Raw genomic sequence first — 14,139 nt, forward strand, 5'->3', positions numbered from 1 at the left:
TCCATGCAAAGCATACCAGGTTATTCCCTGTTTAAATAACAAGGAGTTTATCAAAAGATGCAGTGGATCACTTTTCGATGATCTTACTGCATCAGCCTGGCGCATTTTTGCATGATCATTAACAGTCTTGTGGCAATAATGGCTAAATCGGTCTGTATCAATCAAATTGAACGCAAAATCCGCTTATTCGAGCGTGAACGTGAGCAAGTAGTGAAACACTTAGCCTTAGTGGGCGATAAGCTACAAAAGCTCCGTCACGCTCTTGAGGTGCTAGAGTATCGCCATTCCGCCGAAGAATATAATACCGCTCATTTTACCTATAAACTACATCAACGCCATTTCAAAGGCAAGCTGCGGAAGATGTTAATCGAAGTATTAAGGCAAGAACCAAACCGCTATTTTACCGTGAGCGAATTGATTAGCTTAGTGCTAATTAAGGACGGTCAAGTAAATACTCCTATCACAGCTCAACATACCGTATCAATGCGTGGGGCGTTAAAGCATTGGTTGGATAAAGGCGTTGTAGAACGCTTTGAAAAGAATGTGGTAGAAGTACGTTGGAAACTGAAACAAGAATAGCGACATTTTGTCGCTATTTTGCTTTTAACCGCCAATGGTATTTTCCCTCAATCCAACCTTTCTCAACCAGCCCTTTCTTCATTAAATACTGCAATACCGTATAAACCGTTTGGGTTTGTGGATTTGGCAAGGTATGTCCTATCTTTTGACCGTCTAATTTCATTGCTTGACGGGTAATCTCATTCGTTTTGAGCCATTTATCAGGCTGTGATTTCAGTATATTGGCAACTAATTTTTGTGGGGAAGTAATAAAACGAGCATTTCTCGCTTGCTTACCAGTGGAAAATGGCGTATTTTTGGTATGGTTAAGGGCGGTACGATAATCAGCGAGTTTTTGGTAAATATCTTTCAACTGCTGTTCAAGTAAAGCGATTTTCTTTTCAAGCTCTTCACCCTCTTGTTCACATTCAGCAATCGCTGCTGTCAAGGCTTTTGACAAAATAGCCTGAGAGTGTTTCATTGCGTTTTCCTTACCTTTAAGTTATAACAGATAAGAAAAATGTAGCAGAAACAAAAAGGAAAATCTTTGTGCAACTGCTACATAATACCGGATTTTCTGACATATCGACCCGCTTCTATTGAGCAAAGTACGCCTATTTTTTCGCTTTTAAATCGGCGACTTTTTGGGAACGGTAAATCGCATTGATGGCGTGGATTAACGCTCTGGCGGAGGATTCGACAATGTCTGTGGCTAAACCGACCCCGTGGAAACGGCGACCTTGATATTCCACCACAATATCCACTTGCCCTAGCGCTTCTGCACCTTCGCCCTTCGCCGTGAGGTTATAGTGCAACATTTTGATCTCCATTTTGGTAATATTGAGAATGGCGTTAAACACGGCATCGACTGGGCCGTTTCCACCTTGTGAAACTTCACTGAGGCGTTGACCGTCCAGCTCGACCTGTACGAACGCTGAGGCAGGCAAACCGCTAATGAGTTGTGAGGTAATCACATCAAGCACTAAGCGATCTTCATCGCCCTGCTGCATATCAATGAACGCAAGGGCTTCCAAATCGTAATCGAAAACTTGCCCTTTTTTATCGGCTAATTTTAAGAAAGCGGCGTAGAGTTTGTCCAAATCATAGTCGCTCTCTTGGTAGCCCATTTCTTCCATATGATTTTTCACCGCAGCACGTCCGGAGCGGGCGGTTAAGTTCAGCTTCTCTTTTTTCAAGCCGATGGTTTCCGGCGACATAATTTCATAGGTATTTTTATTTTTCACCATACCGTCTTGGTGAATACCGGAGGAGTGCGCAAAGGCGTTAGAGCCGACAATCGCTTTATTCGGTTGAATCGGCATATTGCAAAGTTGGCTGACTAATTGGCTGACACGGTGGATTTCTTGCGTGTTAATACGGGTATCGGCATTAAATTGCGCTTGGCGGGTTTTAATCGCCATTACCACTTCTTCTAAAGCGGTATTGCCTGCCCGCTCGCCGATGCCGTTAATGGTACACTCGATTTGGCGAGCTCCGTTTTGAACGGCGGTGAGAGAGTTGGCGGTTGCCATTCCCAAATCATTATGGCAATGCACGGAAATAACGGCTTTATCAATGTTCGGCACTCGGTTCATCACATTATGGATAATATCGCCGTATTCCATTGGTAAGCAGTAGCCGACCGTATCCGGAATATTGACCGTGGTTGCACCAGCATTGATGGCGGCTTCTACCACACGGCAAATGTTATCTATGCCGGTTCTGCCTGCATCTTCGCAGGAAAATTCCACATCGTCCGTGTAGCGTCTTGCCCGTTTCACCGCATTCACCGCCATTTCCAACACGTCGTCAAAGCTGCGGCGCAGTTTGGCTTCCACGTGTAACGCAGAGGTAGCAATAAAGGTATGGATACGGAAAGCCTCCGCGACTTTCAATGCGTCGGCGGCAACATCAATATCTTTATCGACAGCTCGGGATAAGGCGCATACACGGCTATTTTTGATATGGCGGGCAATCGTTTGTACTGACTCAAAATCACCCGAGGAAGAAACGGGGAAACCGACTTCCATTACATCAACCCCTAAACGCTCTAAGGCGAGTGCAATCTGTAATTTTTCTTTTACCGTTAAACTGGCTTTTAAGGCTTGTTCCCCATCTCTTAACGTCGTATCGAAAATAATAATTTGGTCGTTCATAGAAATCCTCGCTGTGATAAGTGGTTATTTGAATGAAAAAAAAGCTCGCCTTAAAAGTGCGAGCTAAAGTGGATAGTGAACTTTTTTCTATCCGAGCTTTACCCGCACAGAAACTGTGCCAGACATAAGGTTAGGAGAGAAAAGAGTTTTACCATTGTTGTGTGTTTATGTTTGCATTGTTATTCGTTGTTGATGCCTATCTTAAATCTATCCAAAATATTGTCAATAGCATTTTCCACTTTACGCAAACGTTTGCTTTTTATTTTTTAGCTTTTCAAATAGTGATTTATAGTTTATATAATCCTTTTTATTAGTGTTTTATCCTGTGTTGAAATGTTATTCACCGATAAACACAAGGCATTTGTACAAATTACCAGTTTTTATTTTTATAAATTGAGTGGTGGTTTTTTGTGCGTAAATAGTATGATAAGCGTATTGAAATAAAGGGAAAAGAAAGACAAGCGGTCAGTTTAGACCGCTTATGTTAGCATTTAGCTAGGCCAAAATGCTGATAGGTTCTTGAGGTAGCGATTCGACCTCGTGGGGTGCGTTGCAAAAAGCCCTGTTGGATCAGGTAAGGTTCAAGGACATCTTCGATTGTTTCACGTTCTTCGCCGATGGCTGCGGCAAGGTTGTCGAGACCGACCGGCCCGCCGTCAAAGCGTTCAATCACTGCCGAAAGCAGTTTTCTATCCATAAAATCAAACCCTTGTGCGTCCACATCAAGCATTGCGAGGGCTTGTTGGGCGATTTCAACCGAAATTACCCCGTTATTGCGTACATCGGCAAAATCACGCACACGGCGTAGCAGGCGATTGGCAATACGAGGTGTCCCTCGCGAGCGGCGGGCGATTTCGTATGCCCCTTCAGGCGAGAGATTAAGGTTTAAACAGTTTGCACTGCGGGAAACAATAGCGGTTAAATCTGCGACCGCATAAAATTCAAGGCGTTGTACGATGCCGAAACGATCCCGTAACGGTGAGGTAAGTGAGCCGGCACGGGTGGTTGCACCCACTAGCGTAAAGGGCGGCAGATCCAGTTTGATCGAGCGTGCCGCCGGCCCTTCGCCGATCATAATATCGAGTTGATAATCCTCCATTGCTGGATAAAGCACTTCCTCAATCGCAGGCGAAAGACGATGGATTTCGTCGATAAACAGGACATCGTAAGGTTCAAGGTTAGTCAGCATTGCGGCAAGATCACCGGCTTTCTCCAATACTGGCCCAGAGGTTGTGCGGATATTTACCCCCATTTCATTTGCCACAATATTGGCAAGGGTTGTTTTCCCTAGCCCCGGAGGACCGAAAATCAGCAGGTGATCGAGGGCATCATTACGCAGTTTGGCGGCTTTGATAAAAATGTCCATTTGTTCGCAAACGGAGGGCTGCCCGACATAATCGGTCAGTAATTTCGGGCGAATGGCTCGGTCGATCGCTTCGTCATCTTGGCGGGCGGCGGCACTGATAATTCTATCGGCTTCAATCATAGAAATAGCTTATAGGGCGTTTTTTAACGCATCTCGGATAATCTGTTCACTGGTTTTGTCGGTGTGGCTGACTTTTTTCACCATTTTTTCCGCATCTGCCGGCTTATAGCCTAAGGCGATAAGTGCATCACGGGCCTCGTCTGCCGGCTCGGGTTGCCCGCTGGCAATAATCGTGTTAGACGGCGTTTCGGCAAAGAAATCGCTTTGGGTAAGCCCCTTAAATTTGCCTTTTAGCTCGACCAATAACCGTTCTGCAGTTTTACGCCCGACCCCCGGAATTTTGGTCAGTTTCGCCAATTCTTCCTGTTCGACCGCATTGGCAAATTGCGATACGGACATTGCCGATAAAATGGCTAAGGCGAGTTTCGGACCGACCCCGTTGGTTTTGATCAGCTCTCGAAATAGAGTGCGATCTTGTTTTTGAGCAAAGCCGAACAACAAGTGTGCATCTTCCCTGACGACTAAATGGGTAAATACGGTGGTTTGTTCGCCCACCTGCGGTAAGTCGTAAAAACTGGTCATCGGCAATAGTAATTCGTAGCCGATCCCCTGAACGTCCAACATCATTTCCGGTGGCGATTTTTCAATAATTTTGCCCTGTAATCGTCCAATCATTTCGCAGATTATCCCTGTTAAAAATGCCTAGCATAGCGGAAAACTGGATAAAATAACAGAGCAAGCGGGCGGTTCAGCCCGATTTTTTGCAAATTATGCCGCAAATAGCCCCACATTGGGCAGCTATCCTTATGATATATCAGGCGTGTTCTCCAAATATTTATGTGGATTCAACGGCGTAGCAATTTCCCATAATAGCGGGTATTAAGCCTAACCCTTGAATCAACCGCGTTTTTCTCGGAAGGGGGATTTGAGAAATTTGTCCGGTATTATGTAGCAAATGCACAAAAATAGAAATTTTAACAGAATGTAGGGACACACTGCGTGTGTCTGGATTTTAACCTATTGACATAATTTGATTTTTATAAAGGACACACGCAGTGTGTCCCTACAAGCGGATAAAAAAACAACTTTGTGCAACTGCTATATAATATTGAATTTGTCCTCAAAATTTACTTTTTCACGTCCGATGCCTGCGGCAGTATATACAGTTGATTTTTATAGAGATAGCTGCCGAGTAGTGCGTGTGCCAGAGCCTCTTTTTTCATTTCCGCCGATTGTGCTTTCGGCTGAAACTGTTTGCTAACAAAATCGTATTGATAGCCCTTTGGTTCGGTATTGGGCTGCAAGATAATCACATCTTGCCCTTTTAGCATCGCTTGGGTTTGATCGTACTGCATAAAGGCTCGATTAGGGTTGACGTTTTGAGTGAGGTCAAACCCAATCATTGGGTAATCGCCGGATACACCGGCTAAGGAAAGCAAGGTTGGCGGCATATCAATTTGGCTGACTAAGCGATTATCCCGTTTTGGCTCAATTCCCTCGCCCAAGATCAGCGCAGGAATATGGAAGTTATAAATCGGGACTAAATCCGCCCCGCTGACCCGTGAATCGTGGTCGGCAACCACCAAAAATAGCGTGTCCTGCCAATAATCCGATTGCTTGGCGAGATCGAAAAAATAGCCCAGCGCATAATCGGCGTATTTAGCGGCATTATTGCGGGTTTGCTTTTCCTTATCGTAAAGGGCAATTTTGCCGTCCGGAAACTCAAAAGGGTCGTGGTTGCTGGAGGTAAATACCAAGCTGAAAAACGGTTTATCCGTTTTGGCAAGCGTATTAAAGGTTTCGTGGGCTTTATCAAACAGATCTTCATCGCTCATTCCCCAAGTACCCTTAAATTTCGGTTGTTTATACGCTTTTTCGTCAATGATCGTTTCAAAGCCGTTACCGTAAAAATAGCTTGCCATATTGTCGAAATGTTTTTCGCCACCGTAGATAAATGAGGTTTGATAGCCTTGACGGCGCAGTAATTCGGCAATAGTGAAAAAGCCGGTTTGGCTTTTGGTGAGTTTTACCGTTGAGCGTGCTGGTGTCGGCGTGAAGCCTGCCGTTATCGCTTCAATGCCCCGCACCGAGCGAGTGCCGGTCGCATAGATATTTTCAAATAGCCAGCCCTCTTTTGCCAGCCGATCAAAATTCGGTGAGAGCGGTTTGCCGCCGAGTGTGCCGATAAATTGTGCACCAAGACTCTCTTGCAAAATAATCACAATATTACGCCGCTTGCCTTGATAGCCGGCTTGGTTGCGGATTAAGGTGGGAATGTCCGCTGAAATATAATCGGACTCCGGTCGGTTACGGCTTTTTTTCACGATCGCCAACATCTCCGCTTCCGCCATTTTGCCGTATTGCTCGGAAGATTTTTCTTCATCTTTTAATTGCTGCACTGCATACAGCACGGAATAGCCGGAGTTCAGCACTAAGGAATTAACCAGCGGATCGCCGGAAAATGCCACCATCGCCGGATTGATCCCGCGATGTGCGAAACTTGATCTTGCTCCTAAAATAGAAAGCGCAATCACCGCTAACGCCAGCAGAGGCCGCCATTTCCAGCTCATTTCTGTGATATTTTGCGTTACACGCTTCGCAAGCCGCCAATAGATCACCGTTGCCACCACAACACTGATAAGCGACAGTAACACGGCGGTTAAATGCCCGTTTGTCAGCATAGTGAACACTTCTTTGGGGTAGAGCAGGTATTCAATAAATAGACGGTTCGGACGGAAATCGTAGGTTTCAATGAATGCCGGTGTGGCAACTTCCATAAACAGAATAAACACACTACAAGCGGTCAGCCACAGGCGTAAAATGACAAACCAAATTTTGCCCAAAGTGTTATTGTGCCAAAGTAGAATCGTCAGTAAAGCGGGTACGCCGAAAAGGTAGCAGATCGAAACAATATCAATGCGAATGCCCTGCAAAAAGAGCGTAGCCCAACCGTTTACGGCGGTTATCCGCTCTGCTTGCCACAGGGCTAATCCTAAGCGGGAGAGGCTTAGCACAATCAGGTTTAACCCGATAAAATAAAGGATAGGGAATAAAGGGGAGGAGCGATGTTGTCTTTGCATAGTGCAAACCTACGTTAAAAGGGTTAAATGATCACCCACTCGAATCACGCCGCTGTTTTTCGGCACAAGGTGAACCCCAAAAATAGGCTTGCCGTGTTCGTTGGTATGGTACTGTTTGAGGGTTCTAAAAGGCTCAACCTTAGGATCAAGTGCTAGGGTGTGCAGGTGGCGGGTGATCATAATGCAACGGGTGCAACATTGTGCGACGGTAAATGAGACGCCCCCGATTTGAATGTGCTGCCACTGTTCTTCTTCAAACGCTTCAACGCCGTCTATGACAATATTCGGGCGAAACTGTTCCATTGTAACGGGGACGGGCGACCAACTTTGTAGCTGACAGAGTGATTTCTCATTGGTGAGTAACAGCGGGTTACTGTCGGCAAAGCTCATTGGGTGAGGTTCAAAATGTCTGACTTGGCGCTCGCTCTGCGCCCCCAACCAGCGTAATTGTACAGCTCGCCCGAAAAGGGGACTCAGCCATTGATTGACTTGCTCGCTTGCCACCCAAGAAGGAAAATGCGTCCCCCATACTTCACCGCTTTGTTGGCGGATAAAATCTTGATACAACGCCACACATTGTTCGCCATTATCTAATGTGATAACGATACCTGTCGAAATGGGCAATGCCGACAGGCGATACAGTGCCGCCTCTTTGCGTGCTGTGATAAATGTGCCGTCTTGCTCTGTAATCATAAATTCACGGTCGAAATTTAGCCCTTGAGGCTGTACAAAGGCTTGGGCGACTTGATAGGCACGGGTTGATTTTATTGGATAAAGATTAAGCGCTGTAACCTGCATTTTATGTCTCCTTTTGGAAAACGATCAAAAAAGCAAGATAGCAGAAAACAAGGTATAGCGATATTTGTATTTCGGCATATTAAGCTTTAATTTTAGACGATTTTTATCTAACAAGCGGTCAGTTCAACCGAATTTTTAACAAAATGCCGATTTTACATTGCAGTGGCACGGATTTTCATCGTAGCGCTGCAAAGCCAAAAAACGTCAAATTCTTTCAAAGTGTGATAATCCTACGTTTCCTTTTGAATTGCCGTTTTGTGCGTTTATATCATCATTGCAAATATGCGCTACAACCGAGCGTATTTGCCCTTTGGTGAATCTAGGCTATAATTCCGCCTTTTTAGTGAGGATAGATTATGTTTGAAATTAACCCGATTAAAACCCAGCTTGCCGATTTAGCCGCCCGTACCGCAACGCTCAGGGGGTATCTTTGACTTTGAGGTAAAAGTCGAGCGTTTAGAAGAAGTCAATGCGGAATTGGAACAGCCGGACGTTTGGAACGAGCCGGAAAAAGCCCAAGCGTTAGGCAAAGAGCGTGTTGCTCTAGAAACGGTGGTCAATACCATTCACGCCCTCGAGCAAGGTATTGAAGATGTAGAAGGTTTAATTGATCTGGCGGTGGAAGCAGAGGACGAACAAACCTTTCACGAAGCCGTGCAAGAAGCCGAACAATTAGAAGAAAAATTGGCTCAACTGGAATTTCGCCGAATGTTTAGCGGTCAGCACGATGCCGCCGACTGCTATGTTGATCTACAAGCCGGCTCAGGCGGTACGGAAGCACAGGATTGGACGGAAATGCTGCTACGAATGTATCTACGTTGGGCGGAAAGCAAAGGCTTTAAGACCGAGTTAATGGAAGTATCGGACGGCGATGTGGCGGGGATTAAATCGGCGACTATCCGTATTTCGGGCGAGTATGCGTTCGGCTGGTTGCGTACCGAAACAGGCATTCACCGCTTGGTGCGTAAAAGCCCGTTTGATTCCAACAACCGCCGCCATACCTCGTTCAGTGCGGCATTTGTCTATCCGGAAATTGATGACGATATTGATATTGAGATCAACCCGGCGGATCTGCGTATCGACGTTTACCGAGCCTCCGGTGCCGGCGGTCAGCACGTCAATAAAACCGAATCGGCGGTGCGGATTACCCATATTCCAAGCGGAATCGTGGTGCAGTGTCAAAACGACCGCTCCCAACATAAGAACAAAGATCAGTGTATGAAGCAGCTTAAAGCCAAGCTGTACGAAATGGAAATGATGAAGAAAAACGCCGATAAGCAGGCAATGGAAGACAGTAAATCTGACATCGGCTGGGGTAGCCAAATTCGTTCCTATGTGCTGGACGACTCCCGCATCAAAGATTTACGCACCGGCGTGGAAAACCGCAATACGCAAGCAGTTCTTGATGGCGATTTGGATCGCTTTATCGAGGCCAGCCTCAAAGCCGGTTTGTAAATTTTCCTCCAAATCCGACCGCTTGCAAGCGGTTGGTTTATCAAAATTTCTTGCAGAATGGTGAGCATTGGCACAAAACAGCCATTTCCATATAAATGTGGGACGCCGTTCTTACCCCAACCATTTCTTCAGTAACTCCCAGATAAAACCACTATATCCTCTTTAAAACTTAACGCAAACCTTTGCGTTGTAAAAGCCTGCCGACAAGTTGGGTGAAAGCAGGTAAAATAGCATTTTATTGATAGTATAAGGTGTTAGGATGAACGGTACAGAAATACTAGGCTATATTGCAATGGTAATAGTGGCTTGCTCGTTTTTACTCAAAGATGTGATAAAGCTGCGTTTGGTGAATGTGGCTGGGGCAGTTTGTTTTGTGATTTACGGTGGGTTAATCGGCTCGTATCCGGTAATGGGGCTAAATACGTTTGTGGCAGTTGTAAACGGTTACTATATTTGGAAAGCGATGAAATCCAAGCTCTAGCAAGCGGTGAGATTTCTTTGCAATTTTGCAATGATAGTTTGTCGCACGGCATTTCAAAATAGCGATTGAACTATAATGTGTACGCCCTTTAAGGTTGATTTGAAAGGGCGTACTCGGCAGTATGGTATTTTTCAAATAATTTAAGCTAAATGACCGCTTGTTTGTGTGTAATGCCGGAAAATGCCGATTACCCCATCAATTCATCAATCAACGCTTGTACGCTTTTGATGTTATCAATTTGGGAAATGCCGTTACCGACCGATACATAACCGTTGGTAAAATCGCCTTCCAACATTCCTAAACGCATACCGGTGCCGGCATTCATTACTTTGGCAATATCCGAACGACTTGCCCCTTTTTCGCTCATTTCAAAGCATTTTTTCGCAAGTTCGGTCGGTAATGAACGGTAATAATGCGGTTCGGTACGAAACAGCAACAAGTCATTAGCAGTGGCATTTACAATCCACTCTTTAACGTGCTGATGACTGTGACACTCTTTTGTGGCGATAAACGCCGTGCCAACCCACACGCCTTCCGCCCCTAATGCCAAACTTGCCTGCACGGATTTTTTGTCGGCAATCCCTCCTGCGAGCATTATCGGCAAATCGACTTTACCGACAAATTCTGCCAATACCGAAAAACTGCCTATCTCTTTCATTGGTAGAGTACCGCCTTCGTCAAATCCGGTCAGCACCAAAATATCTGCACCGATTTGTTGGGCTTTAAGTGCATCAGCTAAATTAGGGTTAGGCAAGCGGCAAATCATTTTTGTGCCGACAGCTTTAAATTTTTGGTAAATCTTTTCGTCAAGTAACCCGTTGTCTAGTACCACCGGCACACGCTCATCAATCAACAGCTCGACCATCAGATCAATCAGCGAAAGATCGTAAGATAAGATAAACGGCACGCCAAAGGGCTTGTCTGTTAATGCTTTAACCTTGCGAATTTCATTACGCATACGGTCTATCACCTCTTGATTGGAAGTGGGATTGGTCGTCTGCCCTGCGTGCGGTGCTAAGAAACCTAATCCGCCTGCATCGGCAACGGAAGCGACCAAACGGGCATCTGTCAGCCACGACATTGGCGCTTGGACAATCGGGTGCTTGATATTTAAAATTTGGGTAATTCTGTTCATTTTTCTGTGCCTCATCACTTAGAATTTCACGATAATTTTGCCCATTTGAGCATTGCTCGCCATATATTCGTGGGCTTGCACCATATCCTCAAAAGCAAATATTTTGTCAATTTCCGGCGATAACCGCCCGCTTGCTAAACCGTCAAATACAAATTTTTTCGCTTGGGCAACTTTTTCCGGTATTGTCGTGATTTCAAATAATTCATACCCTCGTAAATTTAAGTGTTTAGCGAGAATGGGGAATACCGGCACGGCAATATCGTCGTGGCTCAATGCACCGTAAATGATATATCGTCCGTTTTGTGCCATTGCGTGAAAAATGTTGGCAGCCTCTTTTCCCCCTACGGGATCGAAGACTAAATTCACGCCCTTTCCATCAGTGATTTCGAGCAATGTTGTCGTTACATCGTCTTCGGTGGTTGTAATGACAAAATCCGCGCCTTTTTCCAATAAAATATCCCCTTTTTTATGGGTGCGAGATAAAGCAATCACCGTTGCACCTTGCATTTTCGCAATTTGAATGCTTGCCAAGCCCACCGAGCTAGTCGCGCCGCCTAGCACGACAAAATCCCCATCCTGAATATTGCCAAATTCAATCAATCCACCATAAGCGGTAATAAATGCCATCCAACTGGCAGCCGCTTGCTCCATTGTCAAATTCTCCGGATGCTTGACGACTGCGTGAGCAGGTAAATTGACAATCTCGCCATAAGTGCCGTATTCGGTAAACATAAAAGACGGAATGACGCTCACTTTATCGCCGATTTTGACATCACTGACAGCTTTGCCAACAGCAATGACGATACCTGCACCTTCATAGCCCATTGTTGCAGGAAAGATAGGTTCAATCACATATTTCCCTTCACGATACATCATTTCAGCTCGATTTAATCCTAAAGCGTGCATTTGAATTTGAACCTCATTGCCTTTAGGTGTGGGCGTTTGTATATCAATAATTTTCAATACATTGGGCGAACCTGTTTGGGTAAATTGAATGTGTTTGCTCATCATCATATCCTTAATAAAAGTGTCACCTTATAAAGATAAGGTTAGTGCTATGGGTGTATTTTAATTTGTTGAAATCAAAAAAGAATAACGTAAAATGGAAAGCTATTTTCCAAAAATGAAAACTTATGAACCTCAATGCTCTCCGTCTGTTTGTTGCGGTTGTACAGGACGGCAGTTTATCCAAAGCCGCCCATCGTCTGTCCGTGCCGATTGCCACCCTGAGTCGCCAAATGACCGAGCTGGAAAAATCGTTTAATATTCAACTGTTTGATCGCCAGAAAACAGGGGTTAAACCTACAATGGCAGGACAACAACTCTATGAGCAGATCTATCAAAGTCTAGATAATTTATCGCAAGTTACCCAATCATTTAGTGGCGATTCGTGTGAAATTAGCGGAAAACTGCGTATTTCGACTTATACCGATTCGGAAGAAATTTGGGCGTGGATTGATGAATTTTGTGAACGACATTCAAACGTTAGTGTGCATTTGCAAGTAACCGACCGAGTGTTGGATTTAGTGGAAGACGGTATAGATTTTGCATTTCGGGTTGGGGACTTACAGGCTGATAATGTAGTTGCTCGACCTGTAATGACTATTCGGACTAAATGGTTGGCTCACAAACAGGTTTTGGAAAAATATGGTACACCTGACGGTTTAGACGATTTAGTGAATTTTCCGATTGTGGGCTGGGCAAAGCCCGATCATAAATATTTACAGATTCCGATGGGTAAAAAAGTGCTAAATTTGCCTTATATTTTTTCATCTAATGATGTCTATGCTATTGCTAATGCGATTAAAAACGGGCGTGGTATAGGGCTGTTATCCGAGCAGCTTGCCAATCATTTAATAAATGAACACAACTTGGTTGAGATTTTAGCCGATAGTACGATAAGTGAATTTACCGTACATCTGTTGTATGTTAAACATCGTCATCAATCGGCACTTAAGCAAGCATTCTTGGATTTTATTAAGGAAAAAACAAGGGTTGAAAGAACATAATAAAGCTAAAAGCGGTCATCTTTGCAAGATTTTTTGCAAAGCCGACCGCTTGTTATTGGAGAGCTTAGTAATCAACTAACGATTGTTGATCTGCGCCTTCTTTTTCGACAACCGGTTGAATCATATGTTCACGTTTCAAACCAAGGTCTAACGCAATCCCGACCGCAATGTAGATGGTGGAGTAAGTACCGAAGCCGATTCCGATCAACAATGCCAGTGAGAAGCTGTGCAGGGTCGGGCCGCCTAACACATAGAGCGCAATCACAACCACTAATGTTGTGATTGAGGTCATCAAGGTTCGGGCGAGGGTTTGGCTTAATGAAATGTCCACAATCTCAGCAGACTCGGCACGACGAACTTTCGGGAAGTTTTCACGCACACGGTCAAACACCACGATACTGTCATTCAGTGAGTAGCCAACCACCGAAAGAATGGCTGCCACGAAAGTGAGGTCAATTTCAATTTGCAGCAATGAAAAGACCCCGATAGTTACAATCACATCGTGGAATAACGCAATGATTGCCCCTGCTGCCAAACGCCATTCAAAACGCAATCCGACATAGACTAGCAACATTGCTAACGTGGCTAACGTGGCATAAATCGCCCCTTGAGTCAGTTCTTCCCCAACATTTGGGCCGACAAATTCAATACTTTGTATATTGGTGTTGGCGTCCAATTTTTGGTGAATCAGGTTCATTACCGTTGTACCGACATTCATATCCCCTGCGGAAGCCGGCAGGCGAATCATTACGTCTTTTTGACTGCCAAAGGTTTGCACCGTTGCACTTGGGTAGCCGTTTTCTTCCAATAATTCACGCACTTTGCCCAAATCGGCAGGCTGGGAGAAGTTAGTTTCGATTACCGTTCCGCCGGTAAAATCCAATCCCCAGTTAAAGCCTTTGGTGAAAATGGTAAACAGACAAAAAATTGTGATTAAAATGGAGAAAATATAACCAAATTTGCGATAGCGCATAAAAGGCAGCAAACGGTAAGGGAGTTTGATCTCCACATCTTTTTGGGTTTTTGTATCCATTTGATTGT

The 14,139-nt window shown here is 44.8% G+C and carries 13 protein-coding genes; 4 read left to right on the forward strand and 9 right to left on the reverse strand.

Annotated features, from left to right (window positions below; genetic code table 11):
• The first annotated feature begins 138 nt into the window (after positions 1-138).
• Entirely contained in the window at positions 139-579 is a 441-nt protein-coding gene (locus E4T80_RS07385) for a DNA repair protein (protein ID WP_135056904.1), read from the forward strand.
• Positions 580-592: 13 nt separating this feature from the next.
• Here the strand turns inward: E4T80_RS07385 and E4T80_RS12995 are convergent, their stop codons facing one another.
• From E4T80_RS12995 to E4T80_RS07415, 6 genes are all read right to left on the reverse strand, one after another.
• Positions 593-1,039: a hypothetical protein gene (locus E4T80_RS12995; RefSeq protein ID WP_135056764.1), complete on the reverse strand. Its 447-nt coding sequence runs from the start codon at positions 1,037-1,039 to the stop codon at positions 593-595.
• A 133-nt stretch (positions 1,040-1,172) separates the two neighbouring features.
• Positions 1,173-2,714, reverse strand: coding sequence for a 2-isopropylmalate synthase (leuA, locus tag E4T80_RS07395; RefSeq protein WP_135056767.1), 1,542 nt, complete (start codon positions 2,712-2,714; stop codon positions 1,173-1,175).
• A 484-nt stretch (positions 2,715-3,198) separates the two neighbouring features.
• Positions 3,199-4,200: a Holliday junction branch migration DNA helicase RuvB gene (ruvB, locus tag E4T80_RS07400; protein WP_135056770.1), complete on the reverse strand. Its 1,002-nt coding sequence runs from the start codon at positions 4,198-4,200 to the stop codon at positions 3,199-3,201.
• Positions 4,201-4,209: 9 nt separating this feature from the next.
• On the reverse strand, positions 4,210-4,815 hold the full coding sequence (ruvA, locus tag E4T80_RS07405) for a Holliday junction branch migration protein RuvA (RefSeq protein ID WP_135056773.1): 606 nt from the start codon (positions 4,813-4,815) through the stop codon (positions 4,210-4,212).
• A 452-nt stretch (positions 4,816-5,267) separates the two neighbouring features.
• Entirely contained in the window at positions 5,268-7,220 is a 1,953-nt protein-coding gene (locus E4T80_RS07410; protein ID WP_135056776.1) for an LTA synthase family protein, read from the reverse strand.
• Between the two features lie 9 nt (positions 7,221-7,229).
• Entirely contained in the window at positions 7,230-8,018 is a 789-nt protein-coding gene (locus E4T80_RS07415) for an MOSC domain-containing protein (RefSeq protein WP_135056779.1), read from the reverse strand.
• A 356-nt stretch (positions 8,019-8,374) separates the two neighbouring features.
• On the opposite strand from E4T80_RS07415, the gene prfB reads away from it, so the two are divergent.
• Positions 8,375-9,473 (forward strand): peptide chain release factor 2 gene (prfB, locus tag E4T80_RS07420; RefSeq protein WP_135056782.1). Its coding sequence is split into 2 segments (ribosomal slippage): positions 8,375-8,449 and positions 8,451-9,473, totalling 1,098 coding nucleotides; the frame shifts between segments, so codons are not numbered across the junction.
• Positions 9,474-9,732: 259 nt separating this feature from the next.
• Complete coding sequence (locus E4T80_RS07425) at positions 9,733-9,954, forward strand: YgjV family protein (protein ID WP_135056785.1); 222 nt, start codon at positions 9,733-9,735, stop codon at positions 9,952-9,954.
• 187 nt (positions 9,955-10,141) lie between these two features.
• On the opposite strand, the gene E4T80_RS07430 is transcribed toward E4T80_RS07425, so the two are convergent.
• Positions 10,142-11,089: an NAD(P)H-dependent flavin oxidoreductase gene (locus tag E4T80_RS07430; protein ID WP_135056788.1), complete on the reverse strand. Its 948-nt coding sequence runs from the start codon at positions 11,087-11,089 to the stop codon at positions 10,142-10,144.
• 18 nt (positions 11,090-11,107) lie between these two features.
• Entirely contained in the window at positions 11,108-12,097 is a 990-nt protein-coding gene (locus E4T80_RS07435; RefSeq protein WP_135056791.1) for a zinc-dependent alcohol dehydrogenase family protein, read from the reverse strand.
• A 125-nt stretch (positions 12,098-12,222) separates the two neighbouring features.
• Here E4T80_RS07435 and E4T80_RS07440 point away from each other — a divergent pair, with 125 nt between their 5' ends.
• On the forward strand, positions 12,223-13,098 hold the full coding sequence (locus E4T80_RS07440; protein ID WP_135056793.1) for a LysR family transcriptional regulator: 876 nt from the start codon (positions 12,223-12,225) through the stop codon (positions 13,096-13,098).
• Between the two features lie 64 nt (positions 13,099-13,162).
• Here E4T80_RS07440 and secF read toward each other — a convergent pair whose 3' ends face one another.
• Entirely contained in the window at positions 13,163-14,131 is a 969-nt protein-coding gene (gene secF, locus E4T80_RS07445) for a protein translocase subunit SecF (RefSeq protein ID WP_135056795.1), read from the reverse strand.
• Between the last annotated feature and the right edge of the window lie 8 nt (positions 14,132-14,139).

Origin of the sequence: Muribacter muris (genome assembly GCF_004569585.1) — a bacterium.
GTDB classification, from domain to species: Bacteria; Pseudomonadota; Gammaproteobacteria; order Enterobacterales; family Pasteurellaceae; genus Muribacter; species Muribacter muris.